The 25,156-nt window shown below is 64.0% G+C and carries 27 protein-coding genes; 12 read left to right on the top strand and 15 right to left on the bottom strand.

The window, feature by feature from the left end:
- Positions 1-23: 23 nt before the first annotated feature.
- The 3 genes from BBTA_RS35945 to BBTA_RS35935 form a co-directional block, all read right to left on the bottom strand.
- On the bottom strand, positions 24-1,217 hold the full coding sequence (locus BBTA_RS35945; protein ID WP_012047415.1) for a substrate-binding domain-containing protein: 1,194 nt from the start codon (positions 1,215-1,217) through the stop codon (positions 24-26).
- A gap of 143 nt (positions 1,218-1,360) precedes the next feature.
- Positions 1,361-3,139 carry a bifunctional diguanylate cyclase/phosphodiesterase gene (locus BBTA_RS35940; RefSeq protein WP_012047414.1) on the bottom strand — a complete coding sequence of 593 codons (1,779 nt, stop codon included), beginning with the start codon at positions 3,137-3,139 and terminating at the stop codon, positions 1,361-1,363.
- 185 nt (positions 3,140-3,324) lie between these two features.
- Positions 3,325-4,287: a sensor histidine kinase gene (locus BBTA_RS35935; protein WP_012047413.1), complete on the bottom strand. Its 963-nt coding sequence runs from the start codon at positions 4,285-4,287 to the stop codon at positions 3,325-3,327.
- On the opposite strand from BBTA_RS35935, the gene BBTA_RS41035 reads away from it, so the two are divergent.
- Positions 4,286-4,459, top strand: coding sequence for a hypothetical protein (locus BBTA_RS41035; protein ID WP_168167943.1), 174 nt, complete (start codon positions 4,286-4,288; stop codon positions 4,457-4,459). The genes BBTA_RS35935 and BBTA_RS41035 overlap by 2 nt on opposite strands.
- A 68-nt stretch (positions 4,460-4,527) precedes the next feature.
- Here the strand turns inward: BBTA_RS41035 and BBTA_RS35930 are convergent, their stop codons facing one another.
- The 3 genes from BBTA_RS35930 to BBTA_RS35925 all read right to left on the bottom strand — a co-directional run bounded on the left by BBTA_RS35930 (position 4,528) and on the right by BBTA_RS35925 (position 6,934).
- On the bottom strand, positions 4,528-5,904 hold the full coding sequence (locus BBTA_RS35930) for a cytochrome P450 (RefSeq protein ID WP_172235785.1): 1,377 nt from the start codon (positions 5,902-5,904) through the stop codon (positions 4,528-4,530).
- A 427-nt stretch (positions 5,905-6,331) separates the two neighbouring features.
- On the bottom strand, positions 6,332-6,490 hold the full coding sequence (locus tag BBTA_RS41030) for a hypothetical protein (protein WP_011923716.1): 159 nt from the start codon (positions 6,488-6,490) through the stop codon (positions 6,332-6,334).
- Between the two features lie 201 nt (positions 6,491-6,691).
- A complete protein-coding gene (locus BBTA_RS35925) occupies positions 6,692-6,934 on the bottom strand; it encodes a hypothetical protein (protein ID WP_244424264.1) in 243 nt (80 codons plus the stop codon).
- Positions 6,935-7,187: 253 nt separating this feature from the next.
- Between BBTA_RS35925 and BBTA_RS35920 the strand changes: the two genes are divergently transcribed.
- Complete coding sequence (locus BBTA_RS35920; RefSeq protein WP_012047410.1) at positions 7,188-7,598, top strand: response regulator; 411 nt, start codon at positions 7,188-7,190, stop codon at positions 7,596-7,598.
- Positions 7,599-7,897: 299 nt separating this feature from the next.
- On the opposite strand, the gene BBTA_RS35915 is transcribed toward BBTA_RS35920, so the two are convergent.
- Positions 7,898-9,139, bottom strand: a complete 1,242-nt coding sequence (locus BBTA_RS35915; protein ID WP_012047409.1) for an LLM class flavin-dependent oxidoreductase — start codon at positions 9,137-9,139, stop codon at positions 7,898-7,900.
- 466 nt (positions 9,140-9,605) lie between these two features.
- On the opposite strand from BBTA_RS35915, the gene BBTA_RS35910 reads away from it, so the two are divergent.
- Positions 9,606-11,129 (top strand): PHB depolymerase family esterase, encoded by a 1,524-nt coding sequence (locus tag BBTA_RS35910; RefSeq protein ID WP_041751768.1) that lies wholly within the window; start codon positions 9,606-9,608, stop codon positions 11,127-11,129.
- Between the two features lie 114 nt (positions 11,130-11,243).
- Here BBTA_RS35910 and BBTA_RS35905 read toward each other — a convergent pair whose 3' ends face one another.
- A complete protein-coding gene (locus BBTA_RS35905) occupies positions 11,244-11,912 on the bottom strand; it encodes an MBL fold metallo-hydrolase (RefSeq protein WP_012047407.1) in 669 nt (222 codons plus the stop codon).
- A 253-nt stretch (positions 11,913-12,165) separates the two neighbouring features.
- Between BBTA_RS35905 and BBTA_RS35900 the strand changes: the two genes are divergently transcribed.
- Entirely contained in the window at positions 12,166-12,648 is a 483-nt protein-coding gene (locus tag BBTA_RS35900) for an MmcB family DNA repair protein (RefSeq protein ID WP_012047406.1), read from the top strand.
- Positions 12,649-12,670: 22 nt separating this feature from the next.
- On the opposite strand, the gene BBTA_RS35895 is transcribed toward BBTA_RS35900, so the two are convergent.
- The 3 genes from BBTA_RS35895 to BBTA_RS41025 form a co-directional block, all read right to left on the bottom strand.
- Positions 12,671-12,931 (bottom strand): DUF1488 domain-containing protein, encoded by a 261-nt coding sequence (locus BBTA_RS35895; protein ID WP_012047405.1) that lies wholly within the window; start codon positions 12,929-12,931, stop codon positions 12,671-12,673.
- Positions 12,932-13,033: 102 nt separating this feature from the next.
- A complete protein-coding gene (locus BBTA_RS35890; RefSeq protein ID WP_244424262.1) occupies positions 13,034-13,369 on the bottom strand; it encodes a hypothetical protein in 336 nt (111 codons plus the stop codon).
- Positions 13,370-13,376: 7 nt separating this feature from the next.
- Positions 13,377-13,514: a hypothetical protein gene (locus tag BBTA_RS41025; protein WP_168167942.1), complete on the bottom strand. Its 138-nt coding sequence runs from the start codon at positions 13,512-13,514 to the stop codon at positions 13,377-13,379.
- A 499-nt stretch (positions 13,515-14,013) separates the two neighbouring features.
- Here BBTA_RS41025 and BBTA_RS35885 point away from each other — a divergent pair, with 499 nt between their 5' ends.
- The 3 genes from BBTA_RS35885 (at position 14,014) to BBTA_RS35875 (ending at position 15,220) form a co-directional block, all read left to right on the top strand.
- Complete coding sequence (locus tag BBTA_RS35885) at positions 14,014-14,277, top strand: hypothetical protein (protein WP_012047402.1); 264 nt, start codon at positions 14,014-14,016, stop codon at positions 14,275-14,277.
- The gene (locus BBTA_RS35880; RefSeq protein WP_012047401.1) at positions 14,270-14,566 is read left to right on the top strand and encodes a hypothetical protein; all 297 of its coding nucleotides are present in this window, start codon (positions 14,270-14,272) and stop codon (positions 14,564-14,566) included. Before BBTA_RS35885 ends, BBTA_RS35880 begins: the two co-directional genes overlap by 8 nt.
- A gap of 288 nt (positions 14,567-14,854) precedes the next feature.
- Complete coding sequence (locus tag BBTA_RS35875) at positions 14,855-15,220, top strand: hypothetical protein (RefSeq protein WP_041751126.1); 366 nt, start codon at positions 14,855-14,857, stop codon at positions 15,218-15,220.
- Positions 15,221-15,346: 126 nt separating this feature from the next.
- Here the strand turns inward: BBTA_RS35875 and BBTA_RS35870 are convergent, their stop codons facing one another.
- Together BBTA_RS35870 and BBTA_RS35865 are read right to left on the bottom strand one after the other, a co-directional pair.
- Complete coding sequence (locus BBTA_RS35870; protein ID WP_049795442.1) at positions 15,347-16,312, bottom strand: pyridoxal-phosphate dependent enzyme; 966 nt, start codon at positions 16,310-16,312, stop codon at positions 15,347-15,349.
- A 116-nt stretch (positions 16,313-16,428) separates the two neighbouring features.
- Positions 16,429-17,475, bottom strand: a complete 1,047-nt coding sequence (locus BBTA_RS35865) for a succinylglutamate desuccinylase/aspartoacylase family protein (protein WP_012047398.1) — start codon at positions 17,473-17,475, stop codon at positions 16,429-16,431.
- Between the two features lie 130 nt (positions 17,476-17,605).
- Between BBTA_RS35865 and BBTA_RS35860 the strand changes: the two genes are divergently transcribed.
- A complete protein-coding gene (locus BBTA_RS35860; RefSeq protein ID WP_012047397.1) occupies positions 17,606-18,520 on the top strand; it encodes a LysR family transcriptional regulator in 915 nt (304 codons plus the stop codon).
- A gap of 261 nt (positions 18,521-18,781) precedes the next feature.
- Here BBTA_RS35860 and BBTA_RS35855 read toward each other — a convergent pair whose 3' ends face one another.
- A complete protein-coding gene (locus BBTA_RS35855; RefSeq protein WP_041751765.1) occupies positions 18,782-19,336 on the bottom strand; it encodes an ActR/PrrA/RegA family redox response regulator transcription factor in 555 nt (184 codons plus the stop codon).
- A 170-nt stretch (positions 19,337-19,506) separates the two neighbouring features.
- Positions 19,507-20,856: an ActS/PrrB/RegB family redox-sensitive histidine kinase gene (locus BBTA_RS35850; RefSeq protein WP_012047395.1), complete on the bottom strand. Its 1,350-nt coding sequence runs from the start codon at positions 20,854-20,856 to the stop codon at positions 19,507-19,509.
- A gap of 97 nt (positions 20,857-20,953) precedes the next feature.
- On the opposite strand from BBTA_RS35850, the gene BBTA_RS35845 reads away from it, so the two are divergent.
- The 4 genes from BBTA_RS35845 (at position 20,954) to BBTA_RS35830 (ending at position 25,056) form a co-directional block, all read left to right on the top strand.
- Positions 20,954-21,745 carry an ABC transporter ATP-binding protein gene (locus BBTA_RS35845; protein ID WP_041751125.1) on the top strand — a complete coding sequence of 264 codons (792 nt, stop codon included), beginning with the start codon at positions 20,954-20,956 and terminating at the stop codon, positions 21,743-21,745.
- On the top strand, positions 21,742-22,554 hold the full coding sequence (locus tag BBTA_RS35840; RefSeq protein ID WP_012047393.1) for an ABC transporter permease: 813 nt from the start codon (positions 21,742-21,744) through the stop codon (positions 22,552-22,554). The genes BBTA_RS35845 and BBTA_RS35840 overlap by 4 nt, the downstream gene beginning before the upstream one ends.
- 125 nt (positions 22,555-22,679) lie before the next feature.
- Positions 22,680-24,008: a polyhydroxyalkanoate depolymerase gene (locus BBTA_RS35835; RefSeq protein ID WP_041751124.1), complete on the top strand. Its 1,329-nt coding sequence runs from the start codon at positions 22,680-22,682 to the stop codon at positions 24,006-24,008.
- 208 nt (positions 24,009-24,216) lie between these two features.
- Complete coding sequence (locus BBTA_RS35830; protein WP_083780741.1) at positions 24,217-25,056, top strand: M48 family metallopeptidase; 840 nt, start codon at positions 24,217-24,219, stop codon at positions 25,054-25,056.
- Positions 25,057-25,156 lie beyond the last annotated feature (100 nt).

Genomic DNA, 25,156 nt, shown 5'->3' with positions numbered 1-25,156 from the left:
GGCCGGGCACGGATGTCATTTACTCAGCGCTTGTTGCGGATCGGGATATCCATGTCCTCGATCTTGATCTCGCGTACCGGTTCGTTCACGGCCCAGGCGAGGTTCGGATCGACCTTGACACGGAAGTGATACATGCTTTGCAGCGCCTGGTGATCTTCCTTCCGGAAGATCATCTTGCCCTTGGGCGTGTCGAACTCCATGCCCTCCATCGCCGCGATCAGCTTCTCGGTATCGGTCGACTTCGCCTTGGTGACCGCGGCGACAACCGCCATCGCGGCTGAGAAGCCGCCGGCCGTGAACAGGTCGGGGGGCGAGCTGAAGCGCTTCTGGTGTTCGGCGAGCAGCCAGTCGTTCACCGGATTCTTGGGAATGTCATAGTAGTAATAGGTGGCGCCTTCCATGCCCGGCAGCTGCTTATAGGCGGCGAGCGCGGCGAGGATATTGCCTCCGGTGGAAATCTCGATGCCGTAGCGCTTCGGGTCCATGTCCTGCAGCTTGCCTGGCGGGTTGCCGCCGCCGGCCCAGAGCACCCAGATGAACTTCCGCCCCGGCTTGTCCTTCAGCACGTCGAACAAGCGCTGCGCGACGGCAGTGAAGTCGGTGGTGTTGGTCGGGACGTATTCCTCGGCTGCCAGGGTCGCGCCGGTCTTGGCCAGCGCCTCCTTGAAGGCGGCGACGCCGTCGCGGCCGAACGCGTAATCCTGCGCCAGCGTGGCGACGGTGACGCCGGGCTTGCCGATCGCCACCGCGTTGGAGATCGCGTCCTGCGACGAGTTGCGGCCGGTGCGGAAGATGTAGCGGTTCCACTTCTCGCCAGTGATCTGGTCCGCCACGGCCGGCTCGACGATCAGGATCTTCTTGTTCTCCTCGGCGACCGGCAGGTCGGCGAGCGCCGCGGCCGAAGACGTGGTGCCGATGGCGATGTCGGCGCCGTCATCCTGATAGGCCTCTGAAAGCGCGGCTTTCGACAGGTCGGGCTTGCCCTGATCGTCCTTGGTGATGATGACGATCTTGCGACCGTCGATCATGTTGGTGCCTTTGGTGGCGTATTCGAAGCCGAGACGCAGGCCGGTTTCGGTCTGCTTGGCGTAGGCCTCGAGCGGCCCGGTCTTGCCATAGATGAGAGCGATTTTCAGATCGTCGGCCTGTGCGGCGGTGGCCAGCACGGCTGCAGCCAATGATAAAGCAATACCTTTGAAAATATGTGACGTTCCCACGAGCCTTCCTCCCAGCTACCGGCGGCTGTTGTCTGCAACTGATAGTGTGCAGCCTCGGGGCGGGTCAAGGCGCTTTCATCGGCAGTGCGGGAGGGCTCATACTTTGTGCTGATAGGCTTGCTGCCTCTCCCGCGCCAGCGCGATCAGCGCCGATAGCGGCCGCTGCGGGCATAGGCCTGCCGATTTTCCTGCACAGGGCGACTGGCGAGGCTCATACGCGCTTCGCTTGCAAGCGGGATCGCCGGCTTCAGCTCCTCCAGGAAGATCGGACGCGAGAAGTAGTAGCCTTGCGCGTAGCGAATCTTGGTCGCGGCCTGCAGATAGGCCAGCTCCTCGAAGGATTCGATGCCTTCGGCAATCACGGTCATGCCGAGCGCCTCGCTCAGCGACTCGATCGCGCGCAGGATGCCCTGGCTGCGCGGCCGCTTATGGATGTCGGTGATGAAGGAACGATCGATCTTGATCTCGTCCGCGGTGATGTCGGCCAATGCCGACAGCGACGAATAGCCGATGCCGAAATCGTCGATCGAGATGCCGACGCCGATGCCGCGGAGCAGCGGCACGATCTCGTCCTGAAAGTGGCTGCGCGTCACGAACGCGTCCTCGGTGACCTCGACCATGAACCGCTTCGGAAACCCCGTCGATTCGAGCGCCCGCGCGAACGGGCGCATGAAGTCCGGGTTCGCGGCCTGCTTGGCGGCGACGTTGATGCTGATCGTCGTTTCGTGGCCGAAGGTCTCGTTGATCAGGTCGATCGATTTGACGATTTCGTCGAGCACCAGATGGGTGAGCTCATCGATCAGCCCGAGTTCGACCGCGAGATTGATGAAGGCGCCGGGCGCCTGGATCACGCCCTCATTGTCGCGCAGCCGGACCAGCGCCTCGATGCCCTTGATCTCCTCGGTGCGGATGTCGACCTTGGCCTGGAACGCACAGCAGAAGCGCTTTTCGAGAATGGCGAGCCGCAGCGACTGCTCGACCTTCATGCGCGCCAGCGCCTCATGCTCCATCGCGCTGGAGAAAAAAGCCAGCGTCCCCTTGTCGCTGTTCTTGACGCGATACATCGCGAGATCGGCATTCTGGCGCAGCACGTCGTAGCTCGCGCCGTGCTCGGGAAACAGGCTCACGCCGACCGAGGCGGAGGCAAACACCTCGGCGCCGTCGATGAAGAACGGCGCGTTCAGGCGGTCAAGCATGCCTTGAAGGAACTCCGCAACCTCTTCGGTACGCTCGATCGGATGCAGCAGGAGCAGAAACTCGTCGCCGCTGATGCGGGACAGCAGGTCTGACTCGCGCAGATCCCGGCTGATGCGCTTGGCAAGCTCGACCAGCAGGGCATCGCCGGTGGCGTGGCCATAATAGTCGTTGATGTACTTGAAATTGTCGAGATCCAGGAAGGCGAGTGCGAAACGGCCATCGACGCGGCCGCGCCGGACCAGAGTGTCGGCGCGATGCTCGACGACGCGGCGCATCGGCAGGCCGGTCAGCTCATCGTAATAGGCGGCGCGGAACAGCTGGTCCTCGAACTCCTTCTGCTCCGTGATGTCGGCCGAGCTCGAGAGCAGCAACCGTTGCTCACCGATCTGGACCGGACGGTGCGCGGTCAGCAGCGTCTGCGGACCACGTTCGCTCGTCACTTTTTCCTCGGCGATCACAACCCGGCCGCGTCCGAGCAGCTCGCGGCAGGTCGCGCGCCTGACATCGAGATGCGGCGCGGCGATTCCATCGGCACTATTGGCGGCGGCGCCGAGCTGGATGGCCGCGGTATCGTTGACGAGCAGAAAGCGACCGTGCTCGTCCTGGACCGTGATGCCGGAGGGCAGCTGGCTGACGATGCTGCGGAGAAAGCGCAGCTCGGCCTCGGTCTCCCCGAGGCCTTCGCGCGCCTCGGCTGAAAAATTGAATCGGTCGCTGCTGTACATGCGCCGATTGTGCAAAGTTCCCGCTTCATTTTAGTTAAGCGGTACGTAGAAACACGGAACTCTGCGGGCAAGCATCGGAAATGATGCGAAACCCTGCCGAGGCGTCATTAACGGCGGGTAAATCGTCGGGGAGAAGGACGCGATCGTCCTGCTGCGAAAGTCGAATGCCGCAGCGGCGTCTGTCGTCAGCTCGGCGGCACTCTGAACTGCATGGTGCAGTGAATCCCGGTCTTCAAGAATGTGGTTTCTGTCTTGCCTTCGAACGGCGACAGCGCCGCCTTGAGCAGCTTGGTCCCGAAACCCGGTTTGCCGACCTGATCAATCGGAGGTCCCTCGGTTTCGTCCCAGCTCAATCTGAGGCGGTCCTCGTGCAGCGTCCAGGACACCTGCAGGAAGCCGCGCGGCGAGGCGAAAGCGCCATATTTGGCGGCGTTGGTGGCGAGCTCGTGGAAGATCAGCGCCAGGCTGACCGCGAGCTTGGCGGGAAGGAACAGCGGATCGCCATTGAGCTCGAAGCGGACATGGCCATAGGGTCCGAGCTCCGACATCAAGAGATCCTTGAGATCGCAGCCCTGCGCGTCGACCCGTGCGATCAGGTCGTCGGCGCCGGCGAGTGCGCGGATGCGCTTGTCGATGCTGCTCCACACCTGCGGCTGATCGTGCAGGACCTGATGCAGAACCGCGTGAATGGTGGATGTCTTGTTCTTCAGCCGATGATGCAGCTCGTCGACCAGCAGCTTGCGATATTGCTCCTCGTCGGTCAGCCGCTTCGCGATCTCGCGCTGCTTGGCGGCGAGGTCGCGGTAATGGTTGACGCCCCAGATCACCAGCGCCGCGACGGTGAGATACATCGTCATCAGCGCCACCCGCGCGACGTCCACAGTCGCGCTGCCGAATTCGAGCAGCAGCCCGAGCGCCGCGCCGATGATCGCAGTGACCAGCCCGACGGCGGATCCGCCCATGGCGGTCGCAAAGAACACGGCCGGAATATAGGGTGTGAAGAACACGTCGGGCCGCAGATGCGCCATGCCGAAGCGGACCATGGTGGCCATCGCCAGGCACATCGCTGCAAATGCGCTGCTCCAGGCGAGCGAGGGCTGCAACTCGCCGCGCCAGATCCGGCCGATGTCCGAGATGAGTCGGTTCATGAAGCTGCATGAGCCTCAATCGCGCAACCAAATTATGGCCGCGATGGCGGTAATTCGTCCAATCGGTGCAGACCGCGCGATTTTCATGGCATTGCTGCGCGCCACGGATGGTTCCGTCTGCGGAACCTCCGCTGCGCTGATGCGCGTCCGCGATCAACCGGCTCATATGTGACGGTCACAGCGCGCGACGCGATCCGGGTCTCGCCGTCGCACGCCGCGCTGCTGGTGACGATGCCGCAATCACACCGCTTTCAGCATCACCCGCAATCCGTCGCGCGGCTTGGGGATCGGCCACACCTGCCAATTGGGCCGATAGCCGGGCGCAAATGACACCTCGATGTTCGACAGGAAGTGCCGCGCAAAGCACTTCACCTGCATGTAGGCGAAGTGCAGGCCGAGGCACATATGCGCGCCGCCGCCGAACGGGACCCAGGCAAAGCGGTGCCGCCCGCGCTGCGCCTCGTCGGTGAAGCGCAGCGGGTCGAAGCGCTCGGGCTCGGGCCAGATCTCCGGCATATGGTGTGTGAACATCGGATTGACGCCGACGCCGGTCCCGGCCGGAATCGCATAGCCCTTGAACGTGAAGTCCCGGATCGGCCGGCGCGGCAGCGACGGCACCGGCGGCATCAGCCGCAGCGTTTCCTGGAACGCCATCTCGGTCAGCTTCATCTTCTCCAGATGCTCCGAGGCCATCGGGGCGCCGGCCACGAGGCCAAGGCTCGCGACCTCGTCGCGCAGCTTCTGCTGCCATTCCGGATGGGCGGCAAGCTGCGCAATGAACGACGTAATCGACGAGGTGAGCGTGTCATGCGCCGCCATCATGAGGAAGCTCATATGATCGACGATGTCCTGGGTCGACAGCAGCGCGCCGTGGTCGTCGGTGGCCCGGCAGAGATGCGAGAACAGGTCGTCGCCGTCGCCTTTCGCGCGGCGCAGCGGAATCTGCTCCGAGAAATAGGCGACGATGCGCTGGCGGCCCTTGACGCCGCGGGCCATCTGCGTGCCCGGCAGCGGCTTGCGGATCGGGGCCACGGACGCTGCGACCATGTCGACGAAAGCGCGGTTGATGGCATCGACCTCGGGTCCGATCTCGGTCCCCAGGAACGATGTCGCGGCGAGGTCGAGCGTGAGCTGCTTGATCGCCGGATAGAACAGCATCTCGCCGGGAGTTTGTTTCCACTGCGCGATGCGCGCTGCGATACCGCGATCGAGACCGGTGAGATAGGATTTCATCGGCCCGGCTTTGAATGCGACCGACAGGGCCTTGCGATGCATGCGGTGCTCTTCGAAATCGAGCAGCATCAGCCCGCGCGGGAACAGCAAATTGAGGATGTGGCCCCAGCCATGGGCCGACGAGAACAGCTTGGCCTGGTCGAACAGCACCAACTCGTTGGCTTCCGGCCCGAGCAGCACCACGTTCACCTCGCCGAACATATGGCTGCGATAGACCGGGCCGTACTTCCGGGCATTGCGCTCGACATGGCCCTTCGGGTCGGCGAGCACCTCGAAGGTCTTGCCGATGATCGGCCAGCCTTCGTCGCCGGGGATATGGGTCAGTGAGTTGCGCCGTGGCGCGGTCAGCCTGATCGGATCAGAGACCACATGCTGCATCGACATCCCGGGGTTTCCTCTCGTCTGCTGGCCGGCCGTCTGCCGTTTGGCGTCTCGGGTCTGACTTCGTCTTGGTCAGCCTCGCATGGCCGGACTCCCTGACCATCATTGATAGGCGGTTGCAGCCGCGATGCAATACGCTCCGGTGTCTCATGATCGGCTCGTTGTGCTGCATTGCGAACGACCGCAGTCTCGCCGCGCGCCCTTGCGCCCGAGAGATGGACGAGAGATGGAATATTCCGCCCTCCTTCAGACCGAGGGCACGGGCAATGCCGGGCGCTGACCGCACCCATGGCGTCCTGCTGTCGTCGCTTATAAGCGACGCGGCGATATCGGCGACCGATCGCAGCAGGATCAGGGGATCATCGTCGAAGCGGGGAGGCCTCGCCGCCGCCTCGGCCCGCCAGACCTTCCGACGCGGACGCCAGGACCATCAGCCGGCCGACTTGTTGATCTTTTTCACCTTGGCATCGGTCGCTTCGATCGAGGCCGCCAGCTCCAGGATTGCCTTTGCCAGGAGGTCGGCGGCCTCCTTGGGATCCTGCGACCGTTCGGCGCGCAGCGCGTAGTTCTTGGCTGAGGAGAGTGACATTGGCGACCTTTCCCACGGAAAAGCCCGCCGGGTCGAAACGGCGGGCCGCCTGACGCATCCATACGCGCGAGCGGTCCCCTGCAGGCCCTGCTCAAGTGGCCGTCAGTCTAGCAGGACCCGGTTAAGGAAATGCTCGTCCGTCCGATCGCCCCGATGTCCGCCGGCTTGCTCATTGCAGCTCGCCTCAGGGCCGCCTGCGTCTCAGAACTTGTCGGCGAGGCCGACCGTTGTGGTATGCGTTCGCGTCGTGACATGCGTGGTGAAGCGGTCGTCGAAGCCGACTCCAGCGCCGCCGGTGGTCCAGCCGACCCGGGTGGAGGCGCAGCTGTCGTTGTGCGGATTGCCGAAGCAGAACGGGTTGCCGGGAATGACGGTGCAACTGGCGTTCAGCCCGACGGGCTGCCACGCCACGCCGGACTGCCCCAGCCCGCGACGTCCCTTCAAGACGATCGCCGTCACCGCCGATGGTTGTCGTCAACGCCGCAATCGCTCATCGGGCGGTTGGCCAAAAAGCTCGCCATGTTGCCGCGAGTCCACATTGATCATGCCCGTCGGGTGGGCGCATCGGGCGAAGCCGACCTCGTCGTGCCGACTCGCTCCGTAAATCTACGGACCGGAATCTTTACCTCGCAGCCATCGCTGTCATCTAGCACGGCCAGACCGGGACGTCTGGCCAACAGGCAACGAGGGCAAGAGCATGAGCAATCAGTTGCTGGTGATCGAGGATGCCGAAGTTCATCTCTCGATCCTTCGCAAGATCGCTGTCCAATGCGGCTACGAGGCGACGTGTGTCACCTCGGTCGACGCCGCCGCCGAATTGCTGCGCAGCCGGACGTTCGACTGCATCACCCTGGATCTGTCGCTGGGCGATCGCTGCGGCGCCGACATCCTGCTGCTGCTCAACGAGCTGAAATCGCGCACCCCGGTGATCTTCATCAGCGGCGCCGAGGACGGCACGCGTGAGGAGCATGTGCGGCTTGCGACCGTGCTCGGGCTGGTCGTCTACCCGCAATTCCAGAAGCCGGTCGACCTGCCGGCGCTGCGCGAGACGCTGAAACAGATCGCGACCATCGCCGATTGCGAGAAGCTGGTCGCGGCGGTGAGGTGAGAGTAGCCGCAGCTCGCGGCGCTCTCTGCTCGCTCCACACCGTCATTCCTGGTTCAAGGCCTCAGGCCTTGAACCAGGAATTTCGACGTGGGGTTGCTCGGGGCCGATACAACAGTTCGAACTGACGTGGCGAACGATTTCCATATCGTCATGGCCGGGCTTGTCCCGGCCATCCACGTCGTTCGGCACGGTGGATAGACGTGGGTGCCCGGGTCAAGCCCGGGCATGACGGAGGAAACTCATTGGCGCCATCGAACGCGGCGGTAGGGCCGACCTTGCGGCGCTGCTCGCCCTCGTACTCAGCCCCGTTGCTTCGCTGCGGCCTGCTGCAGATCCGGCGCGTTGACGGCAGGAATCGCAATGCGTCCCGGTCCGGTCTGCGACAACGCCGCGGCGGCCTTTTCATTGTCCATGATCTTGGCCATCACCGCTTGTCCCGCGCGCTCGAAGATGGCGCGGTTCTCGATGACGAATTTTTGCGAGCGGCGCAGGCCGTCGATATAGCCGTTGATCTCCGGCACGACGTAGCGCGCGACCATGTCCCAGCTGCGGCGGGTGTTCTCCGGATTGGCCCAGTCGTGCACGAAGCCGATGATGGCGCCGACGCCGCCTGACACCTGCATCAAGTTCTTGATCGTCTTGACGAGATCGTCCGGGGTGCCGATCGTCGACGCCGCGCCCTCGACGAAGGCGGTCTTGTCGACGGCTTCATCGGGTGACGAGAACGGCTGCAGGCCCGGTCGCATCAAGGTGCCGACGGTATATTCGTTGTGCCAGCGCATCAGGCCGGGGCCCGCTTCGCGGCGTGCCTGCTCGCGCGTCTCGGCGATGTGCCAGGACAGCAGCACGCGCCAATCGGCGCGGCTCACCGTGGTGCCGTGCTTGCGTGCCGCGTCCTCGGCGAACTCCCATTGCTGCGGCAGCGCCATCAGCCCTTGCGTCGACATCGAGCCGAGCGAGATGATGCCGATGCCGTATTTGCCCGCGAGCGTCATGCCCGACGGCGAGATCTGCGAGGCCACCACGAACGGCATCTCCTCCTGCAAGGGCAGGATCTGCAGCGCGGCGTCGTTCATCGTGAACCAGTCGCTCTTCGCGGTCACGCGCTCGCCGTTGAACAGGCGGCGGATGATGCCGATCGCCTCGTCCTGGCGGTCGCGCTGCGTCATCGGATCGATGCCCAGCGTATGCGCATCGGAGGCGAGCGCGCCGGGACCTGAGCCGAAGATGGCGCGGCCGCCGGTCATGTGGTCGAGCTGCACCATGCGCTGCGCGACGTTGTAGGGATGATGGTAGGGCAGTGAGATGACGCCGGTGCCGAGCTTGATGCGCTTGGTCCGCTCGCCGGCGGCGGCGAGGAACATCTCGGGCGACGCGATCATCTCCCAGCCCGACGAATGATGCTCGCCGCACCAAAACTCATCATAGCCGAGCTCGTCGAGCTGCGATACGAGATCGAGGTCGCGGCGGAATTGCAGCATCGGATGCTCGCCGATCGGATGATGCGGCGCGAGGAACGCGCCGAATTTGAGCCGCGCCATGTGTTTTCTCCCGAATGGAATGTCGTTGTTGGTTGCGCGTCAGGCTAATTGGCCCGTCATGCGCAGGCAATGGTGCTCAGATGAGAGCGGTGCATGCCTGCCATTTGTTGTTTACTGATCGCCGATCGCTGCGCACACTTCGGAGCGAGATCGCGATTCGCAGAGAAAAAGACTGACCACGGCCCTCTCGTAGCCAACGGTTCAAAAGCAGTTGCGTGGTTGCCGTTGCTCATCCTCACCGCGATTTCGGCGCAGCATTGTTCGCGTTTCGGTGATTGTTGTGTGAAGCGCCGCGTCCGCGTGGCATTTTGATCGCAGCAAGACCGAAATTCGCAATCAAATTGCTCACGTCCGCGCTCGCGCGGGCTTTTTCTTTTGCACTGCAGCAACCATCTGGGTGATGGTGGCGTTGATCCGCGCTGACGTGAACTGCCGACTTGAAGACGTGACTGCCAAGGAGCTGCCGTTGTCCCTCGCTGAAAATGTTGAGTATTTGCGACGGCTGCGTGAGCTGAACGGCATCACAGGATTCGCCGATTTTCATCGCCAGCCGCGGCCCGTGCCGGAATGTCCGCTGGTCGAGATTGAGAGCTTCGGCAGCAATCCCGGCCGGCTGAAGATGTTCGCGCATGTGCCGGCACAGCGCCAGCCGCTGCTGCCGCTCGTCGTCGTGCTGCATGGCTGCGGGCAGGGCGCGGTCGATTATGATCTCGGCGCCGGCTGGTCGACGCTGGCAAAGCATTTCGGCTTCGCGCTGCTGATGCCGGAGCAGCAGCGCATCAACAATCCGCAGCGCTGCTTCAACTGGTTTCAGTCGGAAGACATCACCCGCGGTCAGGGCGAAGTCGCATCGATTCGCGAGATGATCGCGCGCATGGTGGCCGATTGCGCGATCGATCCGCGCCGCATCTTCGTCACGGGCCTCTCGGCCGGCGGCGCGATGACCATGGCGATGCTGTCCGCGCATCCGGATATATTTGCGGCCGGCGCGGTCATCGCGGGTCTGCCGTTCGGCACCGCGCGCAGCATGCGCGATGCGATCCTGCAGATGCGCATGCCGCCGGCGCGTCCCGCCGGCGAGCTCGGCGACCTCGTGCGCCGCGCCTCCAACCATCGCGGCAAATGGCCGAAACTCTCGGTCTGGCATGGCACCGCGGACTACACCGTGCATCCGGACAATGCCGGCGAGATCGTCAAGCAATGGCTCGATCTGCATCATCTGCCGTTGGCGCCGATGGCCGCAGGACGCGTCAATGGCTATCCGCATGAGCAGTGGTGGAACGCCGATGGCGAGACCGTGGTGGAATCCTTCACCATCACCAACATGGCGCATGGCACGCCGATCGGCGTCGCGGCCAACGACAAGCGCTATGGCAAGGCCGGGCCGTTCCTGCTCGAGGCCGGCATCTCCTCGTCCTATCTGATCGCGAAATTCTTCGGGATCACCGACTGGATCCGCCAGCCGAAGCCCGCGGTCACGTCGCCGAGCACGAAGCTCATCCCGGAGGTCTCGCCGATCTCGGTGCTGCCGGCCGTGACCAAGCTGCTGCGCCGCTCGGCAGACATGCCTTCAGGCGAGCCTGCCGAGGCCAAGGCAGCCCCGGAGACGCTGCGCGAAAATACATCCAGGATATCGAAGCCGGCGCAGCCGCGGCCGGCGCGGGCCAAGCCGGCGCGCTCAGCGGTCAAGCCGGCAACGCCGAGGGCCGAGCCACAATCCTCTCCGCAGGCGACGGCCGAGATCAAGGCTATCAGCGTAACGGCGCCCGACAGCCCTGCCGACGTGAAGCCGCTCGGCGCTACGATCGCCGTCGCACCGCCGGCAGCCGCCAAGGCGCTCGACATGACGCCGGCCGACGCGGTGTCCGCGATCGACCAGGCCAAGCCTGCGATCTCCGCCGCCGCGACACCGCCCGTTCCGAAGCGCCGCCGCGTGATCGATGTCGCGGCCGTGATCGAGCGTGCGCTGCAGGCGGCGGGATTGAAGTAACTAGGTCATGGGTCAGTCGCGGTTCGCCGAAAAGCTGGCCGCGATCTCTGCTTCAGATTTCCGTTCGCGGGAGGCCGGCGAACTGACTCTGAGCTGCCGCCACTCAGCCAGGCGTCAGGCCATCCCCGTCAGGAACGGGTTGGTCATCCGCTCCTGGCCGAAGCTCGAGCCGGCGCCATGGCCGCAGATGAATCCGACATCGTCGCCGAGCGGCAGCAGCTTGTCCTTGATCGAGCGGATCAGCGTCTCATGACTGCCGCCGGGCAGGTCGGTCCGGCCGACAGAGCCGTTGAACAGGACGTCCCCGACATGGGCAAAGCGCATCGCCTTGTTGAAGAACACGACGCTGCCTGGCGAATGTCCGGGGCAATGCAGGATGTCGAAAACGAGCTCGCCGATCTCGACGGTGTCGCCTTCCTCCAGCCAGCGGTCCGGCGTGACGTCGCGCACCCCCGTGATGCCGAAACGGGCGCCGCTGGCGACGACATTGTCGAGCAGGAACTTGTCGGCGATATGCGGGCCCTCGATCGGCACCTTCAGCGCGTCGCGCAGGTCGGCAGCGCCGCCGACATGATCGATATGGCCATGCGTCAGCCAGATCTTTTCGACGGTGACCTTGGCCTGCGCGATCGCCGCCTGGATGTTCGGTACGTCGCCGCCGGGATCGATCACGATCGCCTTCTTGGTCGCCTCGCACCACAGGATGGTGCAGTTCTGCTCGAATGGCGTGACGGGCACGATCATCGCGCCAGCCTTCGCCTTGCCCTGGTTCGCTTCGCTCATGGCGCCAGCATGCCGATTTTTTGCAATGCGCCAAGCGAAAAACGCCGGGTCGCGCCCGCTTGAGCCGTGTGTCGGGAAGCTGACGACGGGGGCTTGTGAAGCCGCGGCGCGAGCTCGTCGCGATTGCGCAGGAACAGCTCCCGTTGCGCCGTCCGAGGCGACGGCCGCTTGATCAACGGAAGGACGGCGCAGGGGGCCGGTTCCGCACCGACGGCGTGCTTGGGCTGCTCCCAGAATCGGCTATGCTGCTGATGTGAACACGTCAGCCGCCCGGATCAGCCTCGTTCCCATCGACCGCCGCCAATCGGAGACGGCGCTCGCCATCGCGCGCGGCACGTCGCGTCTGTTGCGCTCGCTGGGCTTTGCCACGATCAGCGAATTGCCTCTGCCGTCGGGACGCCGCGCCGATCTGGTGGCGCTCAATGAGCGCGGCGAGATCTGGATCGTCGAGATCAAATCATCTCTGGAGGATCTGCGGGCCGATCAGAAATGGGAGGACTATCGCGCCCATTGCGACCGGCTGTTCTTTGCCTTCACGCAGGAGCTGCCCTGTGAGGTCTTTCCGCAGGACACCGGCCTGATCGTCGCCGATGCCTATGGCGCCCATCTGCAGTGCGAGGCGCCCGAGCACAAATTGCCAGCGCCGACCCGCAAGCTGATGACGGTGCGTTTCGCGCTCGCCGCGGCACACCGGATGAACCGCCTGATCGATCCGCAGGGCCACGCGGAGGTTTAGTCCATCCGGGGCTCCATCGCCGTCAAAAATGGGCGGCGAGGAGATCGTAGGAGCCCCGGCTGCCGCGGACATAGACCTTGGCGGCGGCGGCGCAGATGCGATCGCGGTTGGAATCGAACGCGGTCAGAAAGCCTGTCTCGTCCGGACGGGTGTCGGGCTGAAGGCGTCGCAACGCGCCTTCATCGACGAAGAACGAGGCTTCCATCGCGCTGTCATAGCCCCAGAAGCGTACAGCCCGTCGCGTGCGGTCGTAGGAGCGGCTGTGGTTTGGGAACTCAATCATGTGTGTAACCGATCAGGTTCGGATGGCGCCGCGGCGAGACCGGACGTCATCCAGGGGGGCGTCGCACGGCAGCGGTCGCCGGCGACAAATGGGGTGCGCATCTCAATCGAACGCGGGCGGCAGCGCGCCGTGGCGGAAGAGGACCTTGGGCTCGTCGTCGTAGTCGCCCATGTCGGGATCGCCCGACGATGAGAAGGCGACGACGCCTGCCTTGCTCGACACCAGTCGTTCCGCGGTCCGCAGCGCGCTGGCTTCCGTCTTGCAGGCGATCGGCGGCTCGGCCTTCGCGTGTCCGCCCCGGCCGGCGCTGAAGGCCTGGACGACATAGATCGTTTCGCGCGCCATGGTCTGTCCTTTGGACTCTCGAGAACGCTCGACCGCATCGTCGCTGATTGCGTGCGGCGTTGCGTGGGCGCCGTCCAGGTCGATGAGCGGCAAAAATGCCTTAGCGCTTCTTCTTGTCGCTGGAGAAATCCGGCTGCCAGCCTCCGGCCTTCTGGCTCGGTGCTGCGGCAATGGACTTGGGCTTCTCCTTTTTGGGCTTCTTGGCTTCGCGATTGCCTTTTTGCTGACCTTTGGCCATGTCGGTCTCCTCGCTTCGGGGGTGGAACTGTTCAACGCATCGGACGAGGCGCCGCGTCGATGCTGCAGGCGCGGCGTCGCTGATCATCGGCCGGGTGGTCGCCGTCCACCGGTTGCCGACGGGCGCGCGGTGGTCTTGTTCTACGAATTCTGTTCTACGAATGCAGTGCGGCAGCCGCGAGCACGAGCAGCAGAAGCGAAACAATGACGGGTGGAACGGTCCACTCGCTCAGACGAAATCGCGACCCTTCGCATGTTGCGGCGGGAGTGCGCGCGACCCTCGGTCACCGGTGAATGCCGTCGGAATTACGGTGATTGCTCACCGTACACCCGGACCGATGTAATAGCGAGCACCAAAGCGCGGCAAGCCGAGTACGACCTCCAGCCCGCTGCTCACGCCTTCGTGGCTGATGAGAAAGCGGTGGCTATTGGGCCCGGCAAGGCGCATGCTTGGTGAGGCTTCGGGGTTACCTCGACGGGCCTCTGAAAGGCAGGCGCAGATGAGCATCCGCTCGCAGCGCGAATTCGTCACCTTCAAACATCCATTCCGCATCAGGACCATCGAGCGTCTCCTGCCTGAGGGCACCTATGAGGTGCTCACGGACGATGAGATGATCGAGGGACTGTCCTTTGCCGCCTACCGCCGGGTGGCGACGATGATCATCGTTCCGGCCGCACACAGCGCCGCCATGGAGATGCTGTCGATCAGCTCGGCGGATCTTGCCGCTGCGCAGCGTGTCGATGCGAGTGCATCGGATGTCTGACGAGCCGCTCGATCTCGACCGTCACCGCGGCATGAGTGAGCAGAAGGCCGTGGACCTGCGCCGCGCGCTCGCGGAGGCGGAAAGTCATGCGCAGGAGCTGCGCCAGCGGCAGGCCGCGCTCGAAGGGCATCTGCTGGCGAACGCAGCGGTGTCCTGGCCGGAAGCGGCGGCAAAGGCACGCTATCTCCTCAACCTCTACGCCGCGAGCCTTTCGGAACACGATACGAGGCATCGCGAGCTGATCGCCTCCGTTCTCGCCGATTTTTCGCGGCTGAGCGGAGAGGACTGACCGCAACGGCGTCATGTTGCCTGTCCGTCCATCCGCGACGTGCGATCTCGCGGCTGCATGCCGGCCCGCGCCGAAGGCGCTGCAGGAGGATGGTACCGTCAGGGTCCCTGGAAGATGCCTGGCGGATCGAGCCGGGACTATGACAACGTTGCGACAGTGGTGATTGAACGTCGGCCCGGGCCATTTTCCCGGTTCTGCCCGACAATTGCCCTGCATGGGGCGCAACATGTCGCAACCTTATTAAGGCTTGACCGGTAATCAGACCCGGGGGTTCAGACAGGACGGCAGATGCGAAGGGTGGTCTTGGCGCTGGCACTGCTCTTCGCGACCAACGTTCGCGCGGAGGAAGTCGCGTTTTATGTCCTCGGCGTGGGCTCCGATTCCTGCGAGCGGTTCATCGCGGCCGCCGAGGAACAGCCGCCCGGCACCTACAAGGCGATCGGCAATGCCGACGGGCCCTATGTCAACAGTATTTCGAAATATCAGCAATGGATGATGGGCTACATCTCGGCCGTCAACGCCGCGCGCGGCGATGAAGGCATGCAGATCAAGCTCGACCTCACCGAGGTCGACAGCTGGATGCGCAATTGGTGCAGCCGCAACCAGCGGCGCACGGTGTTCCATGCGCTGCAGGCGTTCGTGAAGTCGCACTGATCCGTCCCGCGAACGGACGACGGTGCGATCAAGCATCGGTCCTTGCGCCGTTGGCAGTAAGGGCAGGATTGCGCGGTTGCGCGCCGGTCGCAATGAGCTCGCGACGAGCCTGTCTCATCCGGATCCTCATCTCGGGACATGAGCCTCTGCCGCAGCCGGAGACGTCGACTCGCCAGCAAAGCTCGCGCGCCAGCGGAAGAGATCTTCAGCGCTGGCGCCGACCCCGCCGCACACGATGACGACGATACGTCCGGCGCTCTGCAACACAGTCCTCGACTGTGTCAGCGCGGCGAGCGAAGCGCCGCATGCGGGCTCTACAACCACGCGGTGGTCGTCCATCAGCCGTAGACAAGCTTCGACCGCCTCGGCGTCGGAGACGACGACGGATTCAATCCGATGAGACTGCACCACCTCCAGCGCCCGGCGGCAGACCGTCTTGGCTCCGAGCGATGTCGCGATGCTATCGATGCGCGCGAGTGTGGTCGGCTGACCGGCCGCAACCGCCTGAGCAAAAGAGTCGGCGCCGCGAGTTTCCACCGCGACGATCGGCACATCGCCCCAGCCGTTGCGATCCAGCCCTTCGGCGACACCGCAGAGGAGCCCACCTCCACCAACCGAGAGGACGATGGCATCCGGTTTCTCGCCTTCGGCGCGCAGCTCATCGACGAGGGTTGCGTGACCCGTCCAGAGCAGCGGATCGTCGAAAGGATGGATGAAGGCATCGGCTTGAGAGAGCATCGAGAGCGCGTATTCGTTCGCCTCGGTCCAGGACGAGCCGTGGACGACGATCTCTGCCTTTTCCAGCCCGATCATCGTCTTGGCGCGCTGGGACGTCGTGCTCGGCACGACCACGACGACCGGTACTCCAAGTTTGCGGCCGGCATGGGCGACCGCCAAGCCCGCATTGCCTCCGGAGGAGGACACGAAGCGGCGCGCGCCCCGGTTTCGGTGCACCATGCAGGCGTGGCCAACTCCGCGCGCCTTGAACGAGCCGGTGGGTTGGGCGGCGTCCATCTTCAGGTGGATGTCCTTGCCCAGGCTTACGGAAAGGCTGAGGGCCTGTACCAGCGGCGTTTGCCGATGAATCATCATGATGCGCTTATCTCCATAGGCTGCGGAGGGGACGCTGCTCGGTGGATCTCCGCCGTCTCTCGTTGCGATCCGCCCGCCCTCTGCTCGATGCGTCCTCAACTCAGGTCATTGCTCGATCAGCTGTCGGGCGTAGCGACGACCGCGCAGACGTTGCCTGGCCGCACTCGCCCTGGCTGTCGGCGGGCGAAGACGATCCCGTCGGCTGTGTAGGTGAGTACGACTGGCAGCTTGCGCGGATCGGTCAGGAAATGAATGCGTCCGGCGGTTTCACCGGCGCAGACGGGCTCACCAGGATGGTGCAGACCCTCAAAGACGCCATCCTCTCCGGCGATGATGTAGGATTGCGGCCCGAGCACCCGATGAAGGGTGCGCGCCTCCGGTCGGGGGAGGTCCAATCCGGAATCGAGCACGCCCCAATGCTGCAGAACTTTGAAAACACCTCGCCGGCAAAGCGCGAGCGCATCACGATCGACCGTCCCGCGGCCTGCCATTTCCGTGCTGACGCAAGTCAGTCCAGCCGCAACAGCGGAAGCGACGCAGGTCCTCGTGTCGCCGAGGTTGTTGAGCTGCACGTTGATGGACGCGCCAAAGGCAAGCACCGCGTCGAGATTGCGCTGTTGTTGAAAAGGGTCCTGCGCCGGTTGAACGAGCGCGCTCGGCACAATGTCGAGCGAGCTCCCGCCGGAATGCAGACTGAGGAAGGCGTCGGCGCGTGAGAGCAACTCGTCGCTGAAGAAGGCCGCGATCTGCTGGGTGATCGACCCAGCGTGATCGCCAGGAAAAACACGATTGAGATTCAGCCCGTCATCCGGCGAAGTTCGCTTGCCTGCCGTCGATGCCGGGATGTTGACGGAGGGAACAAGAATCAAGCGACCCTGAACCTGGGAGGGAGCAAGTGAGCGTATCAGTTCTCCAACAATAATCTGCCCCTCGTACTCGTCGCCGTGGTTGCCGGCCTCGACGATGACCGTCGGTCCGGTGCCGTTGGCGACCACGGCGAGCGGAATGCGCACCGTGCCCCATGCATCATGGTCAGGTGACTGGGGAATATAGAGGAAGCCGACACTGCGCCCCGGCCCGTCGAGGTCGACGTCGGAGAAATAGGTTTTGCAGTTCCCGTTCGATGCCGGGATGTGGGGGACGCTGCGGTCGCGCAGCGGCATAGGAGCCGACGTCCCCGAGATGGACCTATGCGTATCCAGCATCCGATCGTCCTCTATTTCAAGACGAAGCAACAATCGAATGGACGCCGAACTCAGACAAATACTATGTTCGGATATCGATCCATGCTGAATGGGTATATCAGTGGAGCTGAGACAGCTGCGCTTCTTTCTGTGTGTTGTGGACCATCGGAGTGTGGCCGCAGCGGCGCGGGTCCTGAACATCGCCCAGCCGGCGCTGTCACGTCAAATTTCGACGATGGAAGCCGAAATGGGGGCAAGGCTGTTCAATCGTCTGTCGCGTGGCGTCAGTCTGACCCGCTTCGGCCGCGAGTTGGAGGTGCGGGCGCGCGTGTTGGTCGCGCAGGCCGATCAGATGAGATCCGAAGTGGCGCAGGCATTTGCTGGCACGATCGGGCGGCTCAGAATTGGTGTCATCCCCGGCTACGGTTGGCTGCCAGGAATCACCGGGGCCGTGTCGGGTCTTGCCTCGAACCAGCGTGAGGTCAGATTTGAGTTCGTGTCGTGCCTTTCCGGGGAACAGATCGAGCTGATCAAGTGCGGTCGGCTGGATGCAGGGTGCCTCGCGTGGCGTTCACCGCAGGACCCCTCCCTGCGCGGTATCGTGATCCACAGCGAAAAAATGGCGATTGCCATCCCCCGCAAATCCTCACTCGCGTCCAGTCGCAACCCTCGCCTGCGAGATTTCGCCGGGCAGACGTTTCTGACTTTTCCACGCGATAGATCGCCAGCGCACTACGATTCGTTGATGCGGAAATTCGCGCAAGCCGGTATCGAGCCGGCCGAAAGTGCCGCGACTGCGTCCGATAGCGCTACCCTGCTGGGACTGGTCGCTGCCGGACTGGGCTTCGCTATCGTACCGGAAACCTTTGCGCGATATCATCAGAACGAAATTGTGCTGCGCAAGATACCCGAACTCGATATGCCGTTCGAGCTTCAGTTGGTGTGGAGCGCCGATAATCGCGATCCCTTGTTGTTGGAACTCGTCCGAGCATTCGAGCATCCATTGCCACCCGATGGTCATTGATCGGGGGCTGCGCGGAATCGGTTGAGACGAGAGCGCAACATCGTCTGCCACCCTGTTGTGCGTGCGCTCCCCATCGCTGCTTGGCGGCGCTCCGAACAGACGGCCAGATGATGCCGCCAGCGCGTGTGACTCGCGCGCCGTGTTGGATGGATGCAACGCGGGTGGGGGAAGAAGGCTGCCGACAGCTTGATGGCGAGTCGTCGTGGTATGGGACTACGGCGCGGTTTCGCTGCGCCGTAGTCAGAGAGCCGGACGGAGGGCTTATTTCGGCGCGCGCTTGGCGAGGATGCGCTGCAACGTCCGGCGGTGCATGTTGAGCCGGCGGGCCGTTTCCGAGACGTTGCGGTTGCACATCTCATAGATGCGCTGGATGTGCTCCCAGCGCACGCGGTCGGCCGACATCGGGTTCTGCGGCAGCTCGGACTTCTCGCTGGTGGTCGCCAGCAGCGCGGCGACGACGTCGTCAGCATCGGCCGGCTTGGCGAGATAGTCCACGGCGCCCATCTTCACCGCGGTGACGGCCGTGGCGATGTTGCCATAGCCGGTCAGCACGATGGCGCGGGCATCGGGGCGCTTGCGCTTCAGCGCCGATACCACGTCGAGGCCGTTGCCGTCGCCCAGCCGGAGATCGACGACCGCGAAGGCAGGGGCGGCCTTGCCAATCTGCGAAATGCCCTCGGCCACGCTATCGCAGGACGTGACGGTAAAGCCGCGGCTCTCCATGGCGCGCGACAGCCGCTCCAGGAACGGCTTGTCGTCCTCGACGATCAGAAGAGAGCGGTCCGGGTGGTTCGTCAGTTCGGCGATGGCGCCCACGGTCATATTCCTCGAGAAGGCTCGATGTTGCGAGACGATCTGTTCCAGCATCATATGGTCTGCCGGGCAGCCGCTGCCAAGATCGCGCCTTGCCGCAGTCTGCGGCGTGACGCCGCGCATCGCGATGCTCTGTATGCCAGCCGCGATGCATCGGTTCGACGCGGAGGGCGCTATTCCGGCTCCGTCTGATCGCCGTCCTCGCTGGCCTCGAACCGCCGGCGGGGCCAGGCGATCTGGACCACGGCGCCGTGGTCCGGGAAGGTGCGATTGGTAAACGAGACCTTTGCGCCGGTGCGCTCCAGCAGGGTGCGGGCGATGAAGACGCCGAGACCCAGGCCGCCGGCCTGGTTGCCGCCTTGGGCGTCCTCTGTGCTGCGCCGACGGGACAGATAGGGCTCGCCGATGCGCTTGAGGATGTCTGGCGCGAAGCCGGGTCCGTCGTCCGAGATCACGAGCTCGACCGTCTCGTTGTTCCACCAAGCGTTGACCTCGACGGAATCGCGCGCAAAGTCGACGGCATTTTCCAGGATATTGCCAACGCCATAGAGGATCGCCGGATTGCGGGTGCCGACCGGTTCCCTGGTCGCGGTCACCGCGACGCGAACCTTGATGTCCACGCCGAAATCGCGGTGCGGCGCCACTGTCTCCTCGATCAGGGTCGACAGCTTCATGCGGTCGAACATCGATCCCGTGGATGATAGCTGCGTAATCTTGCCGAGAATGTCACGGCACCGTTGGGCCTGCTCGCGCAACGTCTTGATGTCCGAGGTCACCTGGCTGTTGTCCTGCAGCGCCCGCTCCAGCTCGCGCGAGATCAGCACGATGGTGGCGAGCGGCGTGCCGAGCTCATGCGCGGCGGCTGCCGCAAGCCCGTCCAGCTGGGTGAGATGCTGCTCGCGCGCCAGCACCAGCTCGGTGGCGGCCAGCGCGTCCGACAGCTTGCGCGCCTCTTCGGTGACCTGGAACGCGTAAAGGCTGGTGACGCCGATCGCGAGCGCGATCGAGAGCCAGACGCCGAACAGGTAGATCGGCGGGAAGATCAGCGGCTCCTCGCCCTCCCAGGGCAGCGGCAGATGCATGAAGAACAAGGCGGTGGCGCAGGCGACCGCAAGCAGGCCGAGCGTGATCGTCATGCGCACGGGCAGGGCGGTTGCCGAGATCAGCACCGGTGCCAGAAACATATAGGAGAACGGGTTCTCCAGCCCGCCGGTCAGATAGAGCAGCACCGTCAGCTCGATGATATTGAGCGCGAGCAGGCCGCCGGCATGCGCCGGCTCCAACAGCTGCATCGGGTTGAAGGCGATCTGCAGGCCGAGATTGAGCAGCGCGGACACGCTGATCACTGCGAGGCAGGGCACCACCGGCAGGTCAAACTCCAGACCCTGTACGACGATGAAGATCGCGCTCAGCTGCCCAAGGGCCGCCAGCCAGCGCAACCGCAGAATGGTGTCGAGCCGGACGCGCTGCCGCGGATGGCGATAGTCGGTGTCGGGCGTGTCGATGATCAGCGTGTCGGTCATGGTGGGAACTTAATGCCGCGCATGTGCGGCGACAAATGGGGCCGGCCGTTGGTGGCCTGTTGCGGTTTGCGGCACAATGCCTCAATGAACTCCCGACATGACGCAAGATGACGCAGCATTGCCTCCAGCCTCGGCTTCTGGTCCCGCTTCGCCAGCGATCGCCGTGGCGCGGCTGACCAAGATCTACAAGACCGCGACGGCGGTCGACGGCATCTCCTTTGCGATCCGCCGCGGCAGCATCACCGGATTGCTCGGCGGCAACGGCGCCGGCAAGACCACTACGATCGCGATGATCATGGGGCTGGTGCAGCCGACCTCGGGGCAGGTCGAGGTGCTCGGTCACAGTATGCCGGAGGAGAGCGCGGCCGTGCTGGGGCGGATGAATTTCGAGAGCCCCTATGTCGACATGCCGATGCGGCTCACGGTGCGCCAGAACCTCACCATCTTCGGCCGGCTCTACGCGGTCGATCATCTGAAGGAACGCATCGCCGAGCTTGCGTCGCAACTCGACCTGACCGACTTCATCGATCGGGCCAGCGGCAAGCTGTCCGCGGGGCAAAAGACGCGCGTGGCCTTGGCCAAGGCGCTGATCAACGACCCCGAACTGCTGCTGCTGGACGAGCCGACGGCCTCACTCGACCCCGACACTGCGGATTGGGTCCGGGGCCATCTCGAACGCTACCGTGAGCGCCGCGGCGCGACCATCCTGCTCGCGTCGCACAACATGCTGGAGGTCGAGCGTCTCTGCGATCGCGTCATCATCATGAAGCGCGGCCGCATCGAGGACGACGACAGCCCGGCCGGGATCATGGTGCGCTACAACCGCTCGACGCTCGAAGAGGTCTTCCTCGACGTCGCCCGCGGCCGCGACCGGGAGGCGGCGCAATGAACGACCTGTCCTTGCGCATCGCCCCGCATCGCATCGGCGCGATGGTCCTGCGCTATTGGTATCTCCTGCTGTCGTCCTGGCCGCGGCTCCTGGAGCTGATGTACTGGCCAACCCTGCAGATCATCACCTGGGGCTTCCTGCAGACCTATATCGCCAGCAATGCCGGGTTCTTCGCCAGGGCGGGCGGCACGCTGATCGGCGCCGTGATCCTGTGGGACATCCTGTTCCGCGGCCAGCTCGGCTTCTCGATCTCCTTCCTGGAGGAGATGTGGGCGCGCAACATCGGCAATCTGATGATGAGCCCGCTGACCCCGCTCGAATTCCTGCTGGCGTTGATGACCATGAGCCTGATCCGGCTCGCCATCGGCATCATCCCGATGACCCTGATCGCGGTCTGGTTCTTCGATTTCAACTTCTACAGCCTTGGCCTGCCGCTGGTCGCGTTCTTCTGCAACCTGATCTTCACCTCTTGGGCGGTCGGCATCTTCGTGTCGGGCCTGGTGCTGCGCAACGGGCTCGGCGCCGAGAGCATCGTCTGGACCCTGATGTTTGCGCTGATGCCGCTGGCCTGCGTGTATTATCCGGTGCAGGTGCTGCCGCACTGGCTGCAATGGGTCGCCTGGTCGCTGCCGCCGACCTACGTGTTCGAAGGCATGCGCGCGCTGCTCTCCGATCACGTGTTCCGCTCCGACCTGATGCTGACCGCGCTCGGGCTCAATGCCGCCCTGCTATTGGCGTCGTTTGCGGCATTCATTGCCCTTTTGCGCAGCGCGCGCCGTGCCGGCTCGTTGCTGTCATCGGGCGAATAATTTGCTTTTTCCCGTGGATTTTCGGGCTCATTTCGCTGCTTTGAGGCACCAACTCGTACAACACCGCATTGACGCTTAATTACGCATTCGGCAGTATGCTGCGTTGCAGAGAGGGTTGAACGAGAATGCCGATAGGTGAGTTTGGCGGTGCGCCGCCCCTGGCGTCGGAAGGCAGTCCGGTCCTGACGACGCCGATGTACTGGATGTACGAAATGGCGCATGCCTCGCTCAATCCGGCGCGCGCTGTCACGGATGCCACCAAGATCCTGTTTCAGAATCCGCTCAATCCCTGGGCGCATACCGAGATGGGCAAGTCGATCGCCGCGGCCTGCGAGCTGTTCGAACGCACCACGCGCCGCTACGGCAAGCCCGAATGGGGGCTCGACGAGACCGAGGTGAACGGCGTCAGGACGCCGGTCGAGGTCCGCGCGATCTGGGAAAAGCCGTTCTGCCGCCTGCTCCATTTCGACCGCAAGCACATCCGCCCGCTGCGCGAGCCGCAGCCGCGGCTCCTGATCGTGGCGCCGATGTCCGGCCACTACGCGACGCTGCTGCGTGGCACGGTGGAGGCGTTCCTGCCGACCCATGAAGTCTATATTACCGACTGGGCGGATGCGCGGATGGTGCCGCTGGCCGAAGGCCGCTTCGATCTCGATGATTACATCGATTACGTCATCGAGATGCTGCGCTTCCTCGGCACCAACATGCACGTGATGGCGGTATGCCAGCCGGCGGTGCCGGTGCTGGCGGCCGTGTCCGTCATGGAGGCCGAGCGCGATCCGTTCGCACCGATCTCGATGACCCTGATGGGCGGCCCGATCGACACGCGGCGCAATCCGACGGCGGTGAACAACCTCGCCCAGGAGCGCGGCATCGACTGGTTCCGCAACCACGTCATCACCAAGGTGCCGTTCCCGCATCCCGGCGTGATGCGCGATGTCTATCCAGGCTTCCTGCAGCTGAACGGGTTCATCAGCATGAACCTCGACCGCCATGTCGACGCCCACAAGGCGCTGTTCGCCAACCTCGTGAAGGGCGACGGCGACCAGGTCGACAAGCATCGCGACTTCTACGACGAGTATCTCGCCGTCATGGACTTGGCCGCGGAATATTATTTGCAGACAGTGGAAACGGTGTTCATCCGCCACGCGCTGCCGAAGGGCGAGATGACGCATCGCGGCGTGCTCGTCGACCCGTCGAAGGTCACGCGCGTCGCGTTGATGACGGTGGAAGGAGAGAAGGACGACATCTCCGGTCTCGGCCAGACCGAAGCGACGCATGGTTTGTGCTCGTCGATTCCCGATCATCGTCGGGTTCACTACGTGCAACCGGGTGTCGGACATTACGGCGTGTTCAACGGCTCGCGATTCAAGTCGGAGATCGTGCCCCGCATCAATGATTTCATGCTGTCGGCAGCCGATCCGAAGTCGCTGCTCGCCATTGCGGCTGAATAAGCGACAACAACGTTCACCGCGCATCCGAATCCGGCTGCGCGGTAACTCCTTGAAGAGACGTTGGAAACCTGATTTCCGGACTGACTCAAGCAGTGAATGTGGCGTCGCTTCTTGAGCGACGCTCTTGAATCTGAATTCAGCTCATGCGCGGCGCGCGAGCCCCAACGGATAGGGGGCGGAACCTGCGGGCCCCCTGTATGTTGGGCAAATGATTTGTTTTTGCGCCGACCGCTTTCCCTGGCGGTGGATATGGCAAAATCCGGGCGAGTTCTTCCCTCCCGGACTGACAGAAATGGCCACTCGCGCGCTACTCTATCGGCGGCCCGCCGAACCTTCGCGTCTTCTCGTCAAGCATGGCTCGCAAATCTACTCGATTAGATTGCGGCGTCACCGTCGTGCGCGACGTTATACCCTGAGAATTCATCCGTCGGATCGCGAAGCGATCCTGACGATGCCGCCGCGTGGCACCATTGTCGAAGCGAAAGACTTCGCGCAACGGCACGGTGCGTGGATCGCGGCGCGTCTCGGTCGTCTGCCCAAGGCAGCGCCGTTCCTGCCGGGCACGCTGGTGCCGCTGCGCGGCGTGCCACACAAGATCGTTCATCGCGCCGGCGAGCGCGGCACGGTCTGGACCGAGACCCGCGACAGCGGTGAGAAGATCCTCTGTGTGGCCGGTGGGATCGAGCACACCGAGCGCCGTGTGCTCGACTTTCTCAAGCGCGAGGCCCGCCGCGACCTTCAGAAGGCAGCCGATGCCTATGCCGATCAGCTCGGCGTCAAGGTGAAGCGGCTGTCGATCCGCGACCAGTCGAGCCGTTGGGGGTCATGCACCTCGGCCGGCTCGCTGTCATTCTCCTGGCGCCTGATCCTGGCGCCGCCCTTCGTGCTCGACTACCTCGCCGCCCACGAGGTCGCGCATCTGGTCGAGATGAACCACTCGCCGAGGTTCTGGAAGGTCTGTGGCAAGATCTGCTCCTCGGTCGACCGTGCCAAAAAGTGGCTCGACACCTGCGGGAATGATCTGCACCGCTATGGCGTCGACGATTGACGCCAACGGTTCTGCGAATTGCCGATTGATCATTGTGAATGGCCCGGCCTCTGGTCCGGGCCATTTCGCTTTGTGCCCGCGGTTAATCGATGTGGAATGC

This window comes from Bradyrhizobium sp. BTAi1, assembly GCF_000015165.1.
Taxonomy (GTDB): domain Bacteria; phylum Pseudomonadota; class Alphaproteobacteria; order Rhizobiales; family Xanthobacteraceae; genus Bradyrhizobium; species Bradyrhizobium denitrificans.
This window is presented reverse-complemented; position numbering and strand designations above follow the sequence as displayed.

Bases quoted from the DNA above. Each gene is read 5' to 3' on its own strand.
- BBTA_RS35860 (WP_012047397.1), top strand. From the start codon at position 17,606: ATGGGTATATCAGTGGAGCTGAGACAGCTGCGCTTCTTTCTGTGTGTT.
- BBTA_RS35940 (WP_012047414.1), bottom strand. From the start codon at position 3,139: ATGTACAGCAGCGACCGATTCAATTTTTCAGCCGAGGCGCGCGAAGGC.
- BBTA_RS35915 (WP_012047409.1), bottom strand. From the start codon at position 9,139: ATGGCGCGGCTCAAATTCGGCGCGTTCCTCGCGCCGCATCATCCGATC.
- BBTA_RS35850 (WP_012047395.1), bottom strand. From the start codon at position 20,856: ATGACCGACACGCTGATCATCGACACGCCCGACACCGACTATCGCCAT.
- BBTA_RS35905 (WP_012047407.1), bottom strand. From the start codon at position 11,912: ATGAGCGAAGCGAACCAGGGCAAGGCGAAGGCTGGCGCGATGATCGTG.
- BBTA_RS35930 (WP_172235785.1), bottom strand. From the start codon at position 5,904: ATGTCGATGCAGCATGTGGTCTCTGATCCGATCAGGCTGACCGCGCCA.
- BBTA_RS35875 (WP_041751126.1), top strand. From the start codon at position 14,855: ATGCGAAGGGTGGTCTTGGCGCTGGCACTGCTCTTCGCGACCAACGTT.
- BBTA_RS35920 (WP_012047410.1), top strand. From the start codon at position 7,188: ATGAGCAATCAGTTGCTGGTGATCGAGGATGCCGAAGTTCATCTCTCG.
- BBTA_RS35885 (WP_012047402.1), top strand. From the start codon at position 14,014: ATGAGCATCCGCTCGCAGCGCGAATTCGTCACCTTCAAACATCCATTC.
- BBTA_RS35830 (WP_083780741.1), top strand. From the start codon at position 24,217: ATGATTTGTTTTTGCGCCGACCGCTTTCCCTGGCGGTGGATATGGCAA.
- BBTA_RS35895 (WP_012047405.1), bottom strand. From the start codon at position 12,931: ATGATTGAGTTCCCAAACCACAGCCGCTCCTACGACCGCACGCGACGG.
- BBTA_RS35835 (WP_041751124.1), top strand. From the start codon at position 22,680: ATGCCGATAGGTGAGTTTGGCGGTGCGCCGCCCCTGGCGTCGGAAGGC.
- BBTA_RS41025 (WP_168167942.1), bottom strand. From the start codon at position 13,514: ATGGCCAAAGGTCAGCAAAAAGGCAATCGCGAAGCCAAGAAGCCCAAA.
- BBTA_RS41035 (WP_168167943.1), top strand. From the start codon at position 4,286: ATGAAGCTGCATGAGCCTCAATCGCGCAACCAAATTATGGCCGCGATG.
- BBTA_RS41030 (WP_011923716.1), bottom strand. From the start codon at position 6,490: ATGTCACTCTCCTCAGCCAAGAACTACGCGCTGCGCGCCGAACGGTCG.
- BBTA_RS35880 (WP_012047401.1), top strand. From the start codon at position 14,270: ATGTCTGACGAGCCGCTCGATCTCGACCGTCACCGCGGCATGAGTGAG.
- BBTA_RS35840 (WP_012047393.1), top strand. From the start codon at position 21,742: ATGAACGACCTGTCCTTGCGCATCGCCCCGCATCGCATCGGCGCGATG.
- BBTA_RS35845 (WP_041751125.1), top strand. From the start codon at position 20,954: ATGACGCAAGATGACGCAGCATTGCCTCCAGCCTCGGCTTCTGGTCCC.
- BBTA_RS35865 (WP_012047398.1), bottom strand. From the start codon at position 17,475: ATGCCGCTGCGCGACCGCAGCGTCCCCCACATCCCGGCATCGAACGGG.
- BBTA_RS35935 (WP_012047413.1), bottom strand. From the start codon at position 4,287: ATGAACCGACTCATCTCGGACATCGGCCGGATCTGGCGCGGCGAGTTG.
- BBTA_RS35870 (WP_049795442.1), bottom strand. From the start codon at position 16,312: ATGATGATTCATCGGCAAACGCCGCTGGTACAGGCCCTCAGCCTTTCC.